The sequence below is a fragment of the Pseudaeromonas aegiceratis genome (assembly GCF_046254905.1).
Lineage (GTDB): Bacteria > Pseudomonadota > Gammaproteobacteria > Enterobacterales > Aeromonadaceae > Pseudaeromonas > Pseudaeromonas aegiceratis.
In genome coordinates this window covers 1,978,509-1,996,182 of record NZ_CP158016.1, presented here as the reverse complement: position 1 = coordinate 1,996,182, position 17,674 = coordinate 1,978,509, and the positions used below count along the sequence as shown (strand labels likewise).

Sequence of the window (17,674 nt, the reverse complement as noted above, 5' to 3'; positions counted from 1 at the left end):
TTCTACTCATGCTAAGACTTAGAAACGTGCGCTGCCATGAAATTTTCTGGCGTATTAGACTCACTTCATCCCAAGCAGAGGAGCATGAACATGAGCAAAGCGGCACTGAAGATCACCATCATAGGTGGCGGTTCCACCTACACACCCGAGATCATCGAAGGCTTTATCAACCGGCTGGACGAGCTGCCGGTGAAGGAGCTGTGGCTGGTGGATTGCGAGGCAGGCTGGGAGAAGACCCAGGTGGTGGCAGCCCTGGTCCGCCGCATGGTCGCCAAGGTGGGGAATCCCTTCACAGTGCACCTGACCCTGGATCGGCAGGCGGCGCTGGCCCAGGCGGATTATGTCTGTACCCAGTTCCGGGTGGGACTGATCCCGGCGCGGATCAACGATGAGCGCACCGCCCTAAAGTACGACATGATAGGCCAGGAGACCAATGGGGTGGGGGGCTTTGCCAAGGCCCAGCGTACCATACCTGTGATCCTCGACATCTGCCGCGAGATGGAGCGCCTGTGTCCGGATGCCTGGCTCATCAACTTCACCAATCCCTCCGGCATGGTGACCGAGGCGGTGCTCAAGCACACCCAGATCAAGGTGGTGGGGTTGTGCAACGTGCCCGTGCTCACCGAGAAGGGGGTCGAGGAGATGCTGGAGGCCAAGCCGGGGGAATGCCAGATCCAGGTGGCGGGGCTCAACCACTTCATCTATGTGCGCCATGCCTGGCACCAGGGGCAGGATAAGCTGCCCGAGCTGCTGGAACGGGTGGCCCAGGATCCCGGCGCCTTGCGGCCCAAGAACATACCGCCCTTCAAGTGGGATCCGGATCAGATCAAAAACCTGGGGGTCATTCCCTGCTGTTACCACCGCTACTACTACCTGCCCGACGACATCATGCAGCACGAGCTGGAGCATGAGCGGCGTGAAGGCACCCGGGGAGAGGTGGTGGCCCGGCTGGAGGAACAGCTGCTGGAGCGCTACAAGGATCCCAACCTGGATATCAAGCCGCCGGAGCTGGCCCAACGGGGCGGGACCTACTACTCGGATGCGGCCTGTGAACTCATCAGCGCCATCCATAACGACAAGCGCACCATAATGCACGTCAACGTGCGCAACAACGGCGCCATCAAGGAGCTGCCGGCGGACTGTGCTGTGGAGGTGAGCTGCGTCATCACAGGCAACGGCCCTGTGCCGCTGAATGTCGAGCCCTTCGCCAACCCGGCCATTGTCGGCCTGCTGCGGCTGATGAAGGCCTTCGAGGAGCTGACGGTGGACGCCGCCGTCACCGGGGATTACGGCACCGCCTTGCAGGCATTGACCCTGAACCCCATGGTGCGCAAGGGGCCCGTGTCCCGGCAGGTGCTGGACGAGCTGCTGGAGATCAACGCCCCCTACCTGCCCCAGTACGCCCACCTGCGGCGTTAATCAGTCCGGCAATTTTATACAAACCTCCCGTGCCGGCCTTGCGCTATGATGGGCCGGCACACAGGAGGGCAGTATGGACACGGCATCCCAGGAGCAGGCCTGTTACCGACGGGCGGAGGAGTTGGGGGGCTGGAGCTGCTCGACGCCAGCTATCATCGGCAGAACTTCTCCCGTCACACCCACGAGGGCTACACACTCGGGGTGATAGAGACAGGCGCCCAGCGCTTCTTTCGCACCGGGGCCAACCATGTGGCGCCCCGCCACAGCATCATTCTGGTCAACGCCGACGAGGTGCATAACGGCCAGTCCGCCACCCCGGATGGCTGGAGCTACCGCGCCTGCTATCCCACCCCCAACCAATTCGCCGCGCTGGCCCGCCAGGCAGGCCTCGCCGGTGCGCCTTATTTTCCTGCCGCCGTGGTGGCCGATGCCGAGCTGGCCGCGCGGCTGCGTCAACTGTTCGACCTGCTGGCCGGCCCCCACAGCCGATTACAGGCCGAATGCCTGCTTTATCCCCTGCTGCTGGATCTGATGTGCCGCCATGGCCGTCGCCCCGGTGCGCTGGCAGAGTCCGGCCCGGCCTGGGCGCGACTGGCCCGGGTCAAGGCCCTGCTGGATGAGGCGCCACAGGCGGATCTGAGCCTGGATCAGCTGGCGGATCTGGCGGCCATGAGCCCCTATCATCTGCTGCGCCAGTTTGCCCGCCGCTACGGCTTGCCGCCCCACGCCTACCAGATCCAGGCCCGCCTGCGCCTGAGCCGGGATCTGCTGCGCCAGGGGGTCCCTCTCATTGACGTGGCCCCAGCCTGCGGCTTTCACGATCAGAGCCATCTGCACCGGCATTTCAAACGGGCCATGGGGCTGACCCCGGGGCAGTTTGCCGCCGCGGTACAGGGCAATAAGATACAAGTCAGCGGTACTCAGGTGCGCTAAGCTCGGCGTTTTCCTGGCTGGTCCCGTGATGCCATAGCCTCTTGCGCCGTTTCCCTTTATTGAGTCCTTTTCATGTCCCAGTCGCTTTCTGATCCCGCGCCCCAGGCGCAACCTGTTTACTCCCGCTGGCAATCTGCCTGGCGGGGGGCCCAGAGCATGCTGCCCCTGACCCTGGCAGTCACCCCCTGGGGGATCCTGGCCGGCGCCCTGGCCATGGACGCGGGCCTGGCACCCTGGCAGGGCCAGGCCCTGTCGGTGCTGGTGTTTGCCGGCGCTGCCCAGCTGGTGGCCATCGGCATGGTGCAGTCCCACCTGGGCTGGCTGCCCATCCTGGCCACCACGGCCCTCATCACGGCCCGCCACCTGCTTTACGGCATGGCCTGGCGCCACAGCCTGCTGTCCCTCTCCCGACCCTGGCGGCTGGGGCTGGGCTTCCTGCTCACCGACGAGCTGTTTGCCCTGCACACCGCCGACCGGCTGAAGGCCTTCGATCCCTGGTTTGCCCTGGGGGCGGGCTTGAGTTTTTATCTGGGCTGGAATCTGGCCACCCTGGCGGGGGTGGTGGCGGGTCACAGCCTGCCGGATCTCACCCACTGGGGGCTGGACTTTGCGGTGGTGGCCACCTTCATCGCCCTGGTGCTGCCCGGATGCCGCAGCCGGGCTGTGTGGGGCTGTGTGCTGAGCTCGGCCCTGCTCGCCGTGCTGGGGGCGCTGTACTTTCCCAAGGTGGGGTTGCTGGTGGCGAGCCTGGGGGGCATGGCGGTGGGCTATGGCCTGAGTCGCCGTGGTGCCGCCAAGGAGAGCAGAGGATGAGCCTGCTCCTGATCCTGGCCATGGCGGCCCTGGTGTTCGGCAGCCGCTATCTATTTTTGGTGCGGCGCCTGCCGCTGCGCCTGGGTCCCCGCACCATGCGCTTCTTAAGCTTCGCCTCGCCGGCGGTGCTCACCGCCATCTGGGTCCCCCTGGTGTGGGTGCGGGACGGCCAGCTGGAAACCCGGCTGACCAACCCCTATCTGCTGGCGGCCCTGGTGGCCATCGGCCTGGCCCTGGGCCAGCGCCACACCCTGGTGACCGTGCTGGGCAGCCTGCTGGGCTTCTTCTGCCTGCAGCAGTGGCTGTAGCAGACGAAAAAAAAGCCCCGGCTGTCCGGTAATGCCGGTCAGTTAAGCAGCGGATACTGATGCATGGGCGCCAGAGACAAGCCATCCCCCACCTAGCCTCCCCCTTGGTAAGGGGGAGGAACGACTGTAGTGGTCTAATCATCCCGGACACCATTTTAGGTGGTAAAGTCGCCACCGTAACCCGAGGTGTTCAATGACAAGACAACGTCGTTCATTTACTGCTGAGTTCAAACTCGAAGCGGCGAGCTTGGTGCTCGAACATGGCTATTCCGTGCCCGATGCTTCCCGCTCACTCGGTGTCGGTGAAACCGCACTCCGTCGATGGGTTCAACAGCTGCAATCCGAACGGAATGGTTCCACACCGGCCAGCAAGGCGCTGACGCCAGAGCAGCAAAAAATCCAGGAGCTGGAGGCGCGGATCAACCGACTTGAACGCGAAAAAGCGATCCTAAAAAAGGCTACAGCTCTCTTGATGGCGGACGATCTCGAACGTACGCGCTGATCGAGCGATTAAGAGAGCATGAGTCTACCGAACTGGTCTGTTCTGTGTTTGATATCGCAAGCTCATCTTTTTATGAGTATTTGGCGCGTAAGGGCCATGTAAATCGTGAACGGCTGCAGCACAGAAGTGAAGTGCGGCGCTTGTTCAAGGAAAGTCGGGGCTCTGCTGGTAGCCGAACCCTGATGTTGAGGCTGCGTGAGTTGGGACACCAAATTGGTCGATTCAAGGTGCGTAGCCTGATGAAGGAAGCGGGTTTGGTATCGAAGCAGCCCGGCTCTCATGCCTATAAAGCGGCGCAGTGTGAACGACCGGACATCCCGAATTTATTGGCACGTGAGTTTGCTGTTGCGCAACCAAACCGCGCCTGGTGCGGTGATATCACCTACGTCTGGGCCGGTGGCCGCTGGTATTACTTGGCGGTGGTACTCGATCTCTGTACTCGGCGGGTGATTGGTTGGGCGCTGTCCGATAAGCCGGATGCCGACTTGGCCGTGAAAGCCCTGGATATGGCTTATCAGCAACGAGGCTGTCCGCCGGGAGTGCTGTTTCACAGCGATCAGGGTAGCCAGTATGCCAGTCGGAAATTTCGGCAACGGCTGTGGCGTTATCGGATAACCCAGAGCATGAGCCGACGAGGCAACTGCTGGGATAACGCCCCCATGGAGCGGGTATTCAGAAGTTTAAAGACAGAATGGATCCCTGAGACGGGATACCAGAAACTCCAGGAAGCAAAACGGGACATCAGCTACTACCTGATGGACTACTACAACTGGCGGCGACCCCATCAACATAACGATGGGCTCCCGCCAGCAGAAGCCGAAAATCGGCTTAACAGAGTGTCCGGATTTAGTTGACCACTACAGACATTTCCCTCCCCTTGTTTAAGGGGAGGGTTAGGGTGGGGTTGGCTTTTGCTTTGAAAAACATGATGGGGACTGCAAGAAAGGCAGTTAAGGCGCCAATGGCGCCTTAACTGATGAGCATTGCCGGATTGCCGGGGCTGTTTGCTGGGGCTGGCTTAGAGCTTGAGGCCGTGCAGCAGCTGGGTCAGCTCCCGGGCCGTCACCATCAGGTTCTGGGTGCCGGCCACCGTGCTGGCGGTGGACTCCTCCACCTGCATGGATTGGCTGCGCACCTCTTCGAGGTTCTGGGCTATGTCTGAGGCCACCGAGCTTTGCTCCTCGGAGGAGGTGGCGATCTGGGCACTCATCTCGAACACCGACTCGCTGTAGCTGGCAATGCGTTCTATGTCCTGGCCGACGGTGGTGATCAGCTCCCGACTCTCCGCCGCCTTGACCACGGTTTTCTCCATGATGTTGTTGAGATCGCCGGTGCCCGATTGCAGCTCCTCGATCATCTTCTGGATCTCCACCGTGGCTTGCTGGGTGCGGCCCGCCAGGGTGCGCACCTCGTCCGCCACCACCGCAAAGCCGCGGCCCTGTTCGCCCGCCCGTGCCGCTTCGATGGCGGCGTTGAGGGCCAGCAGGTTGGTCTGGCCTGAGATGGCGTTGATCACTGTGACCACCTCGTTGATCTTGTTGGCGCGGCTGGTGAGCTGCTCCACGGCACTGGAGGCGTGGCTGATCTCGTCCGCCAGGGTCTGGATGGACTCTATGGTCAGGTTGACCCGGCTGGCGCCCTGGGTGGCCTCCTCGCTGGAGAGTCGGGTCTGGCTGGAGGTGTCGTTGGCGTTGCGCGCCACCTCGCGGATGGCGGCGGTCATCTGCTCCATGGCGGTGGCGAGGGAGTCCAGATATTGGCGCTGGGACTGGGCTATGCCCTGGCCCTCGGCGGCGGCATCGCGGAATTCATCGGCAAACATCTCCAGGGCCTCGGCGCTGTCGTTTACCCGGTGCAGGGTGCGTTGCTGGCGCTCGGCCACCTGATCCAGGTAGCCGGCCACCACAGTGAACTCATCCCGGGCGGCGGGCAGGCCCATGCGCACCCGCATGTCGCCCTCGGCCAGCCGCTGCAGGGCATGGATCAATTCGTAGATGGAGCGGCGCATGTATTGGTCCAGCAGCAGGGTCAGCGGGCCCAGGATCACCACGGCCAACAGCACCACCCACAGGGTCGCACTCTGATGCTCCCACAGGCTGGAGTGGCTCAGATCCAGGGTGCCGGTGACATACTGGCCGTTGGCACTCTGGGCCGTGTAGCGGATGAGGTCGCCGTCGGTCTGCTTGCCGGGGACGCCACTCTTGCTCAGACTGAGATGGGCTGGCAGTTTGCCGGCCTGATCCGCGTCGGCACCGATGAGGCTGGCGGTCAGCTGAACCTGAGCTGCCAGATAGGCGTCATCATCGGCATCCCGCTGTGCTTGGTTGTTGGCCAGGGTGATGCCCACCACCAGCAAGAGGACCAGCAGGGGCAGCCAGAAGATGAGCCAGAGTTTTTCGGCGATGGTGAGCCGGGTCAGCAGAGGATGAAGCCATTTCAACGCAGGATTTTTTATCATTATGAGTGTCTCGCATGAAGGGGGAGAGAAAGCCTTTTCATTCTATCGGTCTGTAAGAAAAACCAATGCATAGAGGGATCACAAAATGTCGCAAAGATACATCTGTGCCAGGGTGTTTGGCCGGGTTCAGGGGGTGGGGTTTCGCTACTTTACCCAGCAGGAGGCTAGCCGGTTGGGGCTGGTGGGGCGGGCCAGCAACCTGGCGGACGGCTCGGTGGAGGTGATGGCGGCGGGGGCCAGCGAGCAGGTGGCGCGCCTGCTGATCTGGCTGCAGAGCGGTCCTCGCACCGCCAGCGTCGAGCGGCTGCAGGTCGAAGAGCTGGACAGGCTGGATCGGGATTATGCCGGCTTCTTTGCCCATTGAGCGCCTGCAGCGGGGGCTGGATCAGCAGCTGAGTCAGCTGGCGCGCCTGCTGGCCAAGCCCGACTGGCAGGGGGAAGAGTCCCACGATTTTCGGGTGTGCGTCCGCATCCTGATGAGCGCCTGTCCCTTGCTGGCCTTGTTGGATCCCTGGGGGACCAGCCTGCGGCCAAGGCTCAAGGCCCTGATCCGGGCCAGCAATGCCCGCCGGGACTGGGAGGTGCGCCTGGCCTGGCTGACCCGCTGGCCCGAGGCCACCCGCTGGCAGCAGCGGCTGCTGGCCCAGCGTCCCGCCGGTGTGGAACGGCCGGAGGCCAATGAGGCTCGCTGCCTGCTGGCTGAGTGGGCGGCGCAACCGCCACGGCTGGCCCAGGCCGCCGCCTTGCCCTGGGACGCCTGGCTGGCCTGGTATGAGGCCGCGGCGGCCGAGGCGGTGATGGCGGATTACGACCGGCTCAAGGCGGGAAAGCCGGCGCGCTACCACCGCCTGCGGCTGGCCATCAAGCAACTGCGTTACCTGCAGCTGCTGCAGGGGGCGCCGGCCGAGGCGCTGGCGCCCCTGCGCCACTGGCAGACAGACCTGGGGGACATTTCCGATCTCACCGGCCTGGCCGCTTGGCTCCAACGCCAGGGCAGCCAGCGTCTGCGGCGGCAGGTGCTGGCCGAGTCGCTGGCGCGCCAGGAACGGCTGCTGGGCCAGCGTCGGGCCTTGCAGCAGATCTGCCTGAGTCAGGATCTGCGCCAAGAAAAACAGCCTCATTGAGATAATGCTGGTCAGTTAAGCAGCGGATACTCATGCATGGGTGCCAGAGGCAAGCCATCCCCCTCCTAACCTCCCCCTTGGTAAGGGGGAGGAACGATTTTTCCCTCCCCTTGTTCAAGGGGAGGGTTAGGGTGGGGTTGGCTTTTGCCTCAAAAACAGTGTCGTAGATGCAGTTAAGGCGCCAACGACGCCTTAACTGATGAGGATTAGCCTCGTTGAGAGGCTGTTTTTTTAGGGCCGTTTGGCGTTTATTTCACCCGCATGCCGGGCTGGGCACCCTCGTGGGGCTCCAGGATCCACAGATCCTTGCCGCCGGGGCCGGCCGCCAGCACCATGCCTTCGGAGAGGCCGAAGCGCATCTTGCGCGGGGCCAGGTTGGCCACCATGACGGTGAGCTTGCCCACCAGGGTCTCGGGTTCGTAGGCGGCACGGATGCCGGCAAACACCTGGCGGGGCTGGTCGCCACCGATGTCCAGCTGCAGTTTCAGCAGCTTGTCGGCGCCATCCACCAGCTCGGCACTGACGATGCGGGCGATGCGCAGATCCAGCTTGGCGAAGTCGTCGTAGGCGATCTCGTCGGCGATGGGCTCGATATCGGCCTGATCCTTGCCCGGCGCGCTCTGATGCTGGGCCTTGGCGCCCTGGCTCTTGCTGGCCTCGGCCACCAGATCTTCCTTGGAGGCGTTGACCATCTCCTCGATCTTCTTGGGATCGATGCGGCTGAACAACGCCTTGAAGGGGGCCAGGGTGTGGGCCAGCAGCGGGGTGTCGATGGCCTCCCAGCTCAGGGTCTCACCCAGGAAGGCCTCACTGCGCTCGGCCAGCTGGGGCAGCACGGGCTTCAAATAGGTCATCAACACGCGGAACAGGTTGATGCACACGGAGCAGACCGCCTGCAGCTCGGCCTCGCGGCCTTCTTCCTTGGCCATCACCCAGGGGGCCTTGTCGTCCACATAGCGGTTGGCCACGTCGGCCAGGGCCATGATCTCGCGGATGGCGCGGCTGAATTCCCGGGCCTCGTAGGCCTCGGCGATGCGTTCCCGGGCCGCCAGGAAGTCGGCGTACAGGGCAGGCTCGGCGTTTTGTGCGGCCAGCTGGCCGTCAAAGCGCTTGGTAAGGAAGCCGGCGGTGCGGGAGGCCAGGTTGACCAGCTTGTTCACCACGTCGGCATTCACCCGGGCGACGAAGTCGTCGAGGTTCAGATCCAGATCGTCGATGCGGCTGTTGAGCTTGGCGGCATAGTAGTAGCGCAGGTACTCGGGATCCAGGTGCTGCAGGTAGGTGCCGGCCTTGATGAAGGTGCCCTTGGACTTGGACATCTTGGCGCCGTTGACCGTCACATAGCCGTGGACAAACACGTTGCTGGGCTTGCGGAAGCCCGCGCCTTCGAGCATGGCCGGCCAGAACAGGGAGTGGAAGTAGAGGATGTCCTTGCCGATGAAGTGGTACAGCTCGGCGTCGGAGCCCTGGCGCCAGTAGCTGTCGAAGTCCAGATCGCCGCGCTGGTTGCACAGGTTCTTGAAGGAGCCCATGTAGCCGATGGGGGCGTCCAGCCAGACGTAGAAGTACTTGCCGGGGGCATCGGGCACTTCGAAACCGAAGTAGGGGGCATCCCGGGTGATGTCCCACTGCTGCAGGCCAGCCTCGAACCACTCGCCCAGCTTGTTGGCCATCTCTTCTTGCAGGGCACCCGAGGTGATCCAGCCCTTCAGCATGCCTTCGAACTGGGGCAGGTCGAAGAAGTAGTGCTCGGTCTCCTTCATCACAGGGGTGGCGCCGGAGACGGCGGAGCGCGGGTCAATCAGCTCGGTGGGGCTGTAGGTGGCACCGCAGACGTCGCAGTTGTCGCCGTACTGATCGGGGGCCTTGCACTTGGGGCAGGTGCCCTTGACGAAGCGATCCGGCAGGAACATGGCTTTTTCCGGATCGAACAGCTGGGAGATGCTGCGGCTCTTGATATAGCCGCCGTCCCGCAGCCGGGTGTAGATCAGGTTGGCCAGTTCACGGTTCTCGTCGCTGTGGGTGGAGTGGTAGTTGTCGAAGCTGATGCCAAAGCCGGCGAAGTCGGCCTGGTGCTCCTTGGATACCGCCTCGATCATCTGCTCCGGGGTGATGCCCAGCTGCTGGGCCTTGAGCATGATGGGGGTGCCGTGGGCATCATCGGCGCAGATGAAGTGGATCTGGTTGCCCCGCAGCCGCTGGTAACGGACCCAGATGTCGGCCTGGATGTGTTCGAGCATGTGGCCGAGGTGGATGGAGCCATTGGCATAGGGGAGGGCGCAGGTAACGAGAATTTTCCGAGCAGCGTGAGCCATGATCTGTCTTGTCGTGCAATGAAAAAGTAAGCCCGCATCTTACCCGAAAATGAGGGGGGCTGCCTAGGCTAGATGGCCGCCGTGACCGTATCCCTGAGCAGGGGCTTGGGGTAGACTCGGGCGTTAACGGTTGTTTCACCAGGAGTTGTTACATGTCCGCCCCATTAGAAGCCGTGCGAACCCTGCTTGTCACCAGCCAGCCGGATGACTGGCCCCATGGCTGGCTGGCCAGCCGCACCCAGCTGGCGGTGGAGGGGGATACTCTCCAGCTGAGCCTCACTTTGCCATTTGCCGGTGACGGCGTGCTCCAGGCCCTGCAAGCCAGGCTCAGTGAGCCACTGCTGGCCCTGGGACCCTGGACCCGGCTGCGGTGGCAGCTTGCCGTCCAGGTGACCGCCCTGGCCCCCACCGGCGGCTTGCCGCTGCAATCGGGCATCAAGAACATACTGGCGGTGGCCTCCGGCAAGGGCGGGGTGGGCAAGTCCACCACGGCCATCAATCTGGCCCTGGCCTTGGCGGCGGAAGGGGCCAGCGTCGGCCTGCTGGATGGGGATCTCTACGGCCCCTCCGTGCCCCTGATGCTGGGGTTGGTGGGCCAGCGCCCCGACTCCCCCGATGGCCAGCGGATGCGGCCGCTCTCCCGCTATGGCATCAAGGTCAACAGCATTGGCTTTCTGGTGCCGGACTCCGAGGCGGTGATCTGGCGCGGTCCCATGGCCAGCAAGGCGTTGGGCCAATTGCTGCACGAGACCGACTGGGGCTCGCTGGATTATTTGGTGGTGGACTTGCCGCCGGGCACCGGCGACATTCAGCTGAGCATGGCCCAGCAGGTGCCCACCACCGGGGTCTTGATGGTCACTACCCCCCAGGACGTTGCCCTGCTGGATGTGCGCAAGGGGCTGGCCATGTTTGCCAAGGTGGGGGTGCCCGTGGTGGGGCTGGTGGAGAACATGAGCTATCACAGGTGCAGCGCCTGCGGTCACCATGAGCCGCTGTTCGGCGAGGGGGGCGGTGCCCGGCTGGCGGCCGAGCTGGATCTGCCGCTACTGGCGCAGTTTCCCCTGTTGCTGGGGGTGCGCCAGGCCATGGATGCCGGGGTGCCGCCGCTGGTGGCCGAGCCCGAGGGGGAGCTGGCCCAAGGCTATCGCGCCCTGGCCCGCGGCCTGGCGGCTCGGCTCTATTTCCAGGGCAAGGCGATCCCGGAGTCCCTGGCAGTCCATCGCCTGGGCTAGGGGCTAGCCCGGCTGTCGGCTCTGTAGTGGGGGGGAGGCTTTTTCGTTATAATGCGCGGGTTTAAGCCTCCCACCGCAACATTTAGAGAGTTCAGACGCATGTCAGATCAACACCGCTCCTGCGTTATCATAGGTATCGCGGGTGCTTCCGCCTCGGGCAAAAGCCTGATTTCCCATACTATTTTCAACGAGCTGGTTGAGGAGCTGGGGGCGGATCAGATCGGGGTGATCACGGAAGACAGCTACTACAAGGATCAGAGCCACCTTTCCATGGCGGAGCGGGTCAAGACCAACTATGACCATCCCAGCGCCTTCGACCACGCCCTGCTGTGCCAGCAGCTCACCACCCTGCTCAAGGGCGAGCAGGTGGCCATTCCCAAATATTCCTACAGCGAGCATACCCGGGTCAGCGAGACCCGGCCCTTCAGTCCCAAGCGCATCATCATCCTCGAAGGCATTTTGCTGCTCAACGAGCCCCAGCTGCGGGAACTGATGGATGTCAGCATCTTCATGGACACGCCGCTGGATATCTGTCTCATCCGTCGTCTGGTGCGGGACGTCCAGGAGCGGGGCCGGACCATGGAGTCGGTACTCAATCAGTATCAAACCACGGTGCGGCCCATGTTCCTGCAGTTTATCGAACCGTCGAAGCAATATGCCGACATCATAGTGCCCCGTGGTGGGCGCAATCGCATTGCCATCGACATGATCAAATCGCGTATTCGCCACATGCTGCTGGGCTAAGCCGGCAGGGCGACAAGGAGAAAGCAATGCGTCTTTGCGACAGCGACATAGAGCGCTATCTGGAACAGGGCAAGATCGTCATAGAGCCGCGTCCCGAGGTGGATCGCATCAGTGGGGTCAGTGTGGATGTGCTGCTGGGCAACGAGTTTCGGGTGTTCCAGGCCCACACCGCGGCCTTCATCGATCTCAGCGGCCCCAAGGAGGCGGTGGCCGAGGCCATCAACCGGGTGATGAGCGACGAGATCATCATTCCCGATGGTGAGGCCTTCATCCTGCATCCCGGCGAACTGGCCCTGGCGGTGACGCTTGAGTCCGTCACCCTGCCGGATGACATCGTCGGCTGGCTGGATGGCCGCTCCTCCCTGGCGCGGCTGGGGCTCATGGTGCATGTGACCGCCCATCGGATCGATCCGGGCTGGTCTGGTCGCATCGTCCTCGAGTTCTATAATGGGGGTAGGCTACCTCTGGCGCTGCGGCCCAAGATGGTGATCGGTGCCCTGAACTTCGAAACCCTCTCCGGCCCGGCCAAGCGGCCCTACAACAAGCGGGCCAACGCCAAGTACAAGCGTCAGCAAGGGGCCGTCGCCAGCCGTATCAATCAGGATTGACCTGGAGGTCACCATGAAGAAGCTCCTCTATCTGCTGCTGTGCTTGCTGCTGTTGATAGGAGGGGCCGCGGTGACCGCCGTCTGGCTCATCAATCCCGAACAGTTCAAACCCCTGATCATCGAGCAGGTCAAGGCCTACACGGGCCGTGATCTGCAGATGCAGGGGCCCATCCGCTTCACCCTGTTCCCTCGCCTGGGGCTGTCCCTGGAAAAGGTGGCCCTGAAAAATCCTGCTGGCTTTCCCGCGGGCGATACCCTGGCCTTTGGCGAGGCCAGCGTGGATCTGGCGCTGCTGCCCTTGCTGGATCACCGGGTGGAGGCCGGCCGACTCAAGGTGTCCGGGGTGCGTCTTAGCGTGATCACCCTGGCCGATGGCCGTACCAATCTGGATGGGGTGTTGGGAACAGCTGCGCCGGCCCAGGCCGACGCGACCACGCCGGCGGCAACGACGGCCGGCGATGACACCCCTGCCTATCACTTCTCCCTGGATGGCATCGACTTCACCGACGGGGCCCTCAACATCGAGGACCATCTGACCGGCAAGCAGTGGCTGCTGCGGGATGTCAGCCTGCAGGCCGATGCCCTGGCGCTGGGAAAACCCATCGCGGTGGCGCTGGGGGGGCGGGTACAGGCACCGTCTGGCACCTTGCGGCTCGCTAGCCAGGCCAAGCTGACCCTGAGCCAGGCGCTCATCAGCCTGGATGACTGGCAGGCCGAGGTGGCCATGACAGGCCCTCAGGTGCCGCTGCTGCTGCAGCAGATGCGCTTGGCGGGTCAGCTGCGCTATCAGCCGGCGGACAAGCGACTGCAGTGGCAGTCCCTGGATGTGACGGCCGGGCCCTGGCATTGTCAGGGCGAGCTGAGCCTGCAGCAGCAGGCCATTCCCGTGGTGCGCTTCGCCCTGCGCAGCCCCGCCTTTGATACCGCCTGGCTGGCGAGCCAGCAGGACCAGGCGAAGCCGGCTGAAGGCAAAGGCAGTCCTGCGACGAAGGCAACGGCACCCGCCCAGGAGCCGGATCTCAGCGCATTGCAGGGGGTGGATCTGGCCGGCACCCTGGAGTTGGACCGCCTGCAGCTGGCGAACTTGCCCTTCCAGCAGGTGGCGCTGGATCTGACGCTGCAAAACGGCATCCTGGAATGGCGCAAATTGAGCGCTCGCCTGTTCGAGGGGCAGCTCATGGCGCCGGGGCGGCTGGACAGTCGGCAAAGCCCGGCGCACCTGAGCCTGCAACCCAGGGTGCAGGGTATCGCCATCGCCGCCCTGAGCAAGGCCCTACTGGGTAAATCGCCTCTCACGGGCCGTGGACAACTGGACGGCACCCTGGTCGCCCAAGGGGTGACGCCGGATGCCCTGCGGCGCACCCTCACCGGCAAGCTGGCCCTGCAGGTCACCCAGGGGGCGGTGCGTGGGGTGGATCTGCCGGCCCTGCTGCGCCAGGCGAAAGCCGGGATCAAGGGGCTGCTGGGCGGGGAGCAGAGTCAGGGCGAAACCGCCTTCTCCACCCTGGGGGCTCAGGCTGTGCTGACCCAGGGCGACGTCAAGGTGGAGAACATCAAGATGATCTCTTCGCTGCTGGAGGTGACGGGGGCGGGGCGCACCCACCTCGTCAAGGAGAACCTGGATTTCAAGCTGGATGCCACCGTCGTGGGGGAACTGCCGGGTCTGGGGGATCTGAAGATGGTGACTGTGCCCCTGCGCATCGGCGGCAGCTGGTCGAAACCGCAGTTTTCCGTGGAGCTGGGCCGCCTGCTTGAGTCCAAGGCCAAGGCGTTGCTGGAACAGCAGCTGTTGCCTTCCGGTAGCCGCCCCAAGCTGAGCAACCCCCTCAAGGGCTTGCTGGGGAATTAGCCTACCGGTGCGTCGGTGCCATTGCTGCGCTTCGGCGTCGGCCATGCTGCCGCGCCGCCCCCTTATCTGACTGACAATACCCCAGTGCGACAGCGCCAGGCCGCAGCAGGACAAAAGCAAAAACCAAAACAAGCACAACAACAGCAACAAAAAATTATAGAAACAACAATGACAACCCCTTTTTTCGATACGGCGAAGGTGAGGAATACAAGATGAATTTAACCGTCAAGGTGGTGGTGGCGTTTGCCATCCTGTGCGGCCTGATGGCATTTGGTGGCGCTCTCTCCTGGTTCAACATGAACCGGATTGATAACGCCTTTTCATTTGTCGTCAAAGACATGAAGAGCCTGGACGAGCAGGCCGGGCATCTGGGGACTGGGTTGCTGCGGCTGAACAAACTGGCGGCCGACATGGTGTTCGCGCCCGATCAGGCCAGCCTGGATCAGCATCGCCAGGCCTTCGACAGCCAGGTGGAGGGGCTCAACGGCGATCTGAGCCAGCTGCATGCCAGCGTCAGCCGTCTACCGGATGGCGGGGCCTTGGCCAGCCAGCTGGCGCCGCTGCAGCAGCAGATCGAGGTGATACTGGCGCAAAGCCAACCCATCTATGCCGGGCGCAGCCAGATCCTAAGCGAGGTGGCGCGCATCGATTCGGTGAAGAGCGAGCTGCTCAATAAGCTGGCCTTTGCCAAGACCGGCGCCAATCAGCTGTTCAAACCCTACGCGGCAGAGGATCCCTATATCGCCGGTCTGGCCAATCAGTTCACCGAGTGGCTCGGCACCCTGGAATACATGGTCAACGCCATCTTCAGTGCCCAGAAGGTCAGCGACATGCAGGCCATCGAGCAAAAGGCGGTGGCGACCGGCAAGATGTTGCTGGATGGCTACGACATGCTGGCGCGGGAGGTGCCGGCGGTCGCCGACAATCAGGATGTGCAGTCGGGCCTGGCGGCCCTCAAGCAGAACATCAACTCCAAGGAGGGGGCCATCGGCCGCTTCATCCGGCTCAGTCAGCAGCGAGGGGAGTTGGAGCAACGGGTGCAGCTGCTCTCCAATGCCATCGATGCGGCGCTGGACAGCCAAGCCGCCCTGCAGGCCGGTGCCAATAGGGTGAGCCAGCAGGCCTTCAGCTCCGCCAAGGGGACGCTGCACACCACCTCCATCAACATTGTGGTGAGTCTGCTGGTGAGCCTGCTGTTTGCCGGCATCGTCGGTTGGCGTCTGTCGCTGGCCATCCGGGGCCCCATGGGGGCCATCCAGCGGGTGCTGGATCAGATGGCCAAGGGGAACTTTTCCCAGGCCGTTGAGGGGCGCTTCAGCGGGGAGTTCGCCGCCCTGCAACGGGACATCAATGCGGTGATCACGGCCTTCAATCAGGCCATCCGTGTGGTGCGGGAGGGGGCGGAGCAGACCCGGCAAACCGCCGAGCGCAATCGCCAGTCGGCGGACAGCCTGGCGGCCCAAGTCCAGGTGCAAGCCGGCACCATGACCACCTTGGCGGCCACCGTCACGCAAATGGAACATGCCATCAGTGATGTGAACAGCAACACGGAGTCGAGCCTCGCCATGGTGCTGTCGGTGGACGATCAGATCCAGGAAGGGCGGCATCTGGTACAGGCCAATACCCAGCGGGTAGATAAGCTGTATGACCATCTGCGCCATAGTGAGCAAACCATCCAGGAGGTCAACGGTGAGAGCGAGCGCATCGGTGGCATCTTGGAGGTGATTGAGTCCATCTCTGAGCAGACCAATCTGCTGGCACTCAATGCCGCCATCGAGGCGGCCCGGGCCGGTGAGCATGGCCGTGGTTTCGCCGTGGTGGCGGACGAGGTGCGCAACCTGGCCAGCCGCACCGGGGAGAGCACCAAGGAGATCCACACCATGATCAGCAACCTGCGGGGCAAATCCACCAGTGCCGTCGCCAGCATGCAATCGAGCCTGAGTCTGATGGGGGAGAGCCAGAGCATGATGGAGCAGATCAACGGTGCCATGGGCATGATTGCGCAACACATGCAGCAGGTGCGGGATGCGTCCGAGCTGATCGCCAACGCGACCCGGGAGCAGACCCAGGCCAGCCGCGATATCAGCCGCAGCATCAACGAGATGTCCGAGGTGGTGGAACAGAGCAGCCAGACCATGGGCGACATGGCGCTCCAGACCCAGAGGTTGGATGACTTGTGCCTGGCGCAGGACAGGACGGTCAGCCAGTTTCAGCTGGCACTTTAAGCACAGTCACGGGGTGATTACCAGCCAGGGCCTAAGCCCTGGCTTTTTTATGGCGCCGAGCACGTCACCGTCTCAGTGCGGCAGGGGACCGCTCCTGGGGTGTTGATGGAGCAATGCCTGCCGGCCTGGCACAAACCCTTGGTGGAGAATATGGGGCTCCACCAGGCGCAGGAAGTCCTGGCTGTCCATCTCCATCACCTCCCGCAGGGTTCCGGCATTGAAGCTGATCCTGGGATAGCGTGTCAGTTCGGCATCCAGGTAGACCGGCAGGCCGAACAGCTGACCTAGGGGCGGTTCGGCCCCCAGTTCGCACTCGGCAAACAGGGACTCGAATTCGTACTCCATGGCCAGCTCCAGGCGCTGGCAATGGAGTGCCTGGGTCAGACCGGCAAAGTCCACCGCCCGGGTGGCGGGCATCACCAGCATCACCAGTTTGCCGTCCACCTTGACCAAGACGGTCTTGGCGAAGGCGTCACCCGGCACGTGGGCCCGTTGGGCGATCTCCATGGCGGTAAAGGCCACGGAATGGGGGGTAAGTCGATAGTCAACCTGGGCTTCGCTCAGGTAGCGCTCGAGGACAGGGATGGCCATGGTACACCTCCTGAGATTGTCCATGAGGGGGGCTGCCCATTAATTATGCGTCACCGCCGACGCCTGTGCTGTTAGTGTTGTAATGCGGCGATACTGAGGTTAGGGTTATGCCACAGGCAGCGGGTCACCCCTACGACCCGTTTTCTTCCATGTAGGCGGAGCCTACACTTGCCCATCCAAGAAAACGTTAACAAGTGGTGTCATTATGGAAACTGTTACCAAGTCATATGCCGATGTGTTGGAGTACGTGCGGATGTCACGGCGCAAGAACAAGCTCAAACGCGAAATCACCGATATCGAAAAGAAGATCCGCGATAACCAGAAGCGGGTGCTGCTGCTGGAAAACCTCTCCGACTACATCAAGCCAGGCATGTCGGTCGACGAGATCCAGGCCATCATCGCCAGCATGAAGAGCGATTACGAGGAGCGGGTGGATGAGTACATCATCAAGAATGCCGAGCTGTCCAAGGAGCGTCGGGATCTGACCCAGAAGCTGGCCACCTTGAGCAACAAGGACAAGAGCTAAGGGCGCCGCCGGCTCAAGACCAAATAA

General features: G+C 63.0%; 17 protein-coding genes. 14 read left to right on the top strand and 3 right to left on the bottom strand.

The features are described from left to right. Nucleotides 1–90: 90 nt before the first annotated feature. From ABHF91_RS09440 to ABHF91_RS09420, 5 genes are all read left to right on the top strand, one after another. Entirely contained in the window at nucleotides 91–1,419 is a 1,329-nt protein-coding gene (locus tag ABHF91_RS09440) for a 6-phospho-beta-glucosidase (protein ID WP_409420054.1), read from the top strand. A 45-nt stretch (nucleotides 1,420–1,464) separates the two neighbouring features. Beyond that, the gene (locus ABHF91_RS09435; protein ID WP_409420053.1) at nucleotides 1,465–2,352 is read left to right on the top strand and encodes an AraC family transcriptional regulator; all 888 of its coding nucleotides are present in this window, start codon (nucleotides 1,465–1,467) and stop codon (nucleotides 2,350–2,352) included. A 72-nt stretch (nucleotides 2,353–2,424) separates the two neighbouring features. Continuing rightward, nucleotides 2,425–3,165 (top strand): AzlC family ABC transporter permease, encoded by a 741-nt coding sequence (locus ABHF91_RS09430; RefSeq protein ID WP_409420052.1) that lies wholly within the window; start codon nucleotides 2,425–2,427, stop codon nucleotides 3,163–3,165. Beyond that, nucleotides 3,162–3,473 carry an AzlD domain-containing protein gene (locus tag ABHF91_RS09425; protein ID WP_409420051.1) on the top strand — a complete coding sequence of 104 codons (312 nt, stop codon included), beginning with the start codon at nucleotides 3,162–3,164 and terminating at the stop codon, nucleotides 3,471–3,473. Before ABHF91_RS09430 ends, ABHF91_RS09425 begins: the two co-directional genes overlap by 4 nt. A gap of 193 nt (nucleotides 3,474–3,666) precedes the next feature. Next, a protein-coding gene (locus ABHF91_RS09420) for an IS3 family transposase (protein WP_409420050.1) occupies nucleotides 3,667–4,829 on the top strand; the annotation gives its coding sequence in 2 pieces (ribosomal slippage) (nucleotides 3,667–3,922 and nucleotides 3,922–4,829; 1,164 coding nt in all). 164 nt (nucleotides 4,830–4,993) lie between these two features. Here the strand turns inward: ABHF91_RS09420 and ABHF91_RS09415 are convergent. Next, nucleotides 4,994–6,430 carry a methyl-accepting chemotaxis protein gene (locus tag ABHF91_RS09415; protein WP_409423101.1) on the bottom strand — a complete coding sequence of 479 codons (1,437 nt, stop codon included), beginning with the start codon at nucleotides 6,428–6,430 and terminating at the stop codon, nucleotides 4,994–4,996. 88 nt (nucleotides 6,431–6,518) lie between these two features. On the opposite strand from ABHF91_RS09415, the gene yccX reads away from it, so the two are divergent. Both yccX and ABHF91_RS09405 read left to right on the top strand, forming a co-directional pair. Next, nucleotides 6,519–6,797 (top strand): acylphosphatase, encoded by a 279-nt coding sequence (yccX, locus tag ABHF91_RS09410; RefSeq protein WP_409420049.1) that lies wholly within the window; start codon nucleotides 6,519–6,521, stop codon nucleotides 6,795–6,797. Then, a complete protein-coding gene (locus tag ABHF91_RS09405; RefSeq protein ID WP_409420048.1) occupies nucleotides 6,775–7,557 on the top strand; it encodes a CHAD domain-containing protein in 783 nt (260 codons plus the stop codon). Before yccX ends, ABHF91_RS09405 begins: the two co-directional genes overlap by 23 nt. Before the next feature lie 248 nt (nucleotides 7,558–7,805). Here ABHF91_RS09405 and metG read toward each other — a convergent pair whose 3' ends face one another. Beyond that, nucleotides 7,806–9,872: a methionine--tRNA ligase gene (metG, locus tag ABHF91_RS09400; RefSeq protein WP_409420047.1), complete on the bottom strand. Its 2,067-nt coding sequence runs from the start codon at nucleotides 9,870–9,872 to the stop codon at nucleotides 7,806–7,808. A gap of 152 nt (nucleotides 9,873–10,024) precedes the next feature. Between metG and apbC the strand changes: the two genes are divergently transcribed. The 6 genes from apbC (at nucleotide 10,025) to ABHF91_RS09370 (ending at nucleotide 16,530) form a co-directional block, all read left to right on the top strand. Continuing rightward, nucleotides 10,025–11,104 carry an iron-sulfur cluster carrier protein ApbC gene (apbC, locus tag ABHF91_RS09395; protein WP_409420046.1) on the top strand — a complete coding sequence of 360 codons (1,080 nt, stop codon included), beginning with the start codon at nucleotides 10,025–10,027 and terminating at the stop codon, nucleotides 11,102–11,104. 99 nt (nucleotides 11,105–11,203) lie between these two features. Continuing rightward, the gene (udk, locus tag ABHF91_RS09390) at nucleotides 11,204–11,848 is read left to right on the top strand and encodes a uridine kinase (RefSeq protein ID WP_409420045.1); all 645 of its coding nucleotides are present in this window, start codon (nucleotides 11,204–11,206) and stop codon (nucleotides 11,846–11,848) included. Nucleotides 11,849–11,874: 26 nt separating this feature from the next. Further along, complete coding sequence (gene dcd / locus ABHF91_RS09385) at nucleotides 11,875–12,456, top strand: dCTP deaminase (protein WP_409420044.1); 582 nt, start codon at nucleotides 11,875–11,877, stop codon at nucleotides 12,454–12,456. A gap of 13 nt (nucleotides 12,457–12,469) precedes the next feature. After that, nucleotides 12,470–14,305 (top strand): AsmA family protein, encoded by a 1,836-nt coding sequence (locus tag ABHF91_RS09380; RefSeq protein ID WP_409420043.1) that lies wholly within the window; start codon nucleotides 12,470–12,472, stop codon nucleotides 14,303–14,305. 15 nt (nucleotides 14,306–14,320) lie between these two features. Further along, nucleotides 14,321–14,521, top strand: coding sequence for a hypothetical protein (locus tag ABHF91_RS09375; protein ID WP_409420042.1), 201 nt, complete (start codon nucleotides 14,321–14,323; stop codon nucleotides 14,519–14,521). Next, on the top strand, nucleotides 14,518–16,530 hold the full coding sequence (locus ABHF91_RS09370; RefSeq protein ID WP_409420041.1) for a methyl-accepting chemotaxis protein: 2,013 nt from the start codon (nucleotides 14,518–14,520) through the stop codon (nucleotides 16,528–16,530). The genes ABHF91_RS09375 and ABHF91_RS09370 overlap by 4 nt, the downstream gene beginning before the upstream one ends. A 72-nt stretch (nucleotides 16,531–16,602) precedes the next feature. On the opposite strand, the gene ABHF91_RS09365 is transcribed toward ABHF91_RS09370, so the two are convergent. Continuing rightward, nucleotides 16,603–17,121, bottom strand: coding sequence for an aminoacyl-tRNA deacylase (locus tag ABHF91_RS09365; RefSeq protein ID WP_409420040.1), 519 nt, complete (start codon nucleotides 17,119–17,121; stop codon nucleotides 16,603–16,605). 205 nt (nucleotides 17,122–17,326) lie between these two features. Between ABHF91_RS09365 and tmaR the strand changes: the two genes are divergently transcribed. Continuing rightward, the gene (tmaR, locus tag ABHF91_RS09360; RefSeq protein WP_409420039.1) at nucleotides 17,327–17,647 is read left to right on the top strand and encodes a PTS system regulator TmaR; all 321 of its coding nucleotides are present in this window, start codon (nucleotides 17,327–17,329) and stop codon (nucleotides 17,645–17,647) included. The last annotated feature ends 27 nt before the right edge of the window (nucleotides 17,648–17,674 follow it).

What these genes read in the sequence shown, in the direction of transcription:
- ABHF91_RS09440 (WP_409420054.1), top strand. Translation starts at nt 91, where the DNA reads ATGAGCAAAGCGGCACTGAAGATCACCATCATAGGTGGCGGTTCCACC.
- ABHF91_RS09435 (WP_409420053.1), top strand. Translation starts at nt 1,465, where the DNA reads ATGATGGGCCGGCACACAGGAGGGCAGTATGGACACGGCATCCCAGGA.
- ABHF91_RS09430 (WP_409420052.1), top strand. Translation starts at nt 2,425, where the DNA reads ATGTCCCAGTCGCTTTCTGATCCCGCGCCCCAGGCGCAACCTGTTTAC.
- ABHF91_RS09425 (WP_409420051.1), top strand. Translation starts at nt 3,162, where the DNA reads ATGAGCCTGCTCCTGATCCTGGCCATGGCGGCCCTGGTGTTCGGCAGC.
- yccX (WP_409420049.1), top strand. Translation starts at nt 6,519, where the DNA reads ATGTCGCAAAGATACATCTGTGCCAGGGTGTTTGGCCGGGTTCAGGGG.
- ABHF91_RS09405 (WP_409420048.1), top strand. Translation starts at nt 6,775, where the DNA reads ATGCCGGCTTCTTTGCCCATTGAGCGCCTGCAGCGGGGGCTGGATCAG.
- metG (WP_409420047.1), bottom strand. Translation starts at nt 9,872, where the DNA reads ATGGCTCACGCTGCTCGGAAAATTCTCGTTACCTGCGCCCTCCCCTAT.
- apbC (WP_409420046.1), top strand. Translation starts at nt 10,025, where the DNA reads ATGTCCGCCCCATTAGAAGCCGTGCGAACCCTGCTTGTCACCAGCCAG.
- udk (WP_409420045.1), top strand. Translation starts at nt 11,204, where the DNA reads ATGTCAGATCAACACCGCTCCTGCGTTATCATAGGTATCGCGGGTGCT.
- dcd (WP_409420044.1), top strand. Translation starts at nt 11,875, where the DNA reads ATGCGTCTTTGCGACAGCGACATAGAGCGCTATCTGGAACAGGGCAAG.
- ABHF91_RS09380 (WP_409420043.1), top strand. Translation starts at nt 12,470, where the DNA reads ATGAAGAAGCTCCTCTATCTGCTGCTGTGCTTGCTGCTGTTGATAGGA.
- ABHF91_RS09370 (WP_409420041.1), top strand. Translation starts at nt 14,518, where the DNA reads ATGAATTTAACCGTCAAGGTGGTGGTGGCGTTTGCCATCCTGTGCGGC.
- ABHF91_RS09365 (WP_409420040.1), bottom strand. Translation starts at nt 17,121, where the DNA reads ATGGCCATCCCTGTCCTCGAGCGCTACCTGAGCGAAGCCCAGGTTGAC.
- tmaR (WP_409420039.1), top strand. Translation starts at nt 17,327, where the DNA reads ATGGAAACTGTTACCAAGTCATATGCCGATGTGTTGGAGTACGTGCGG.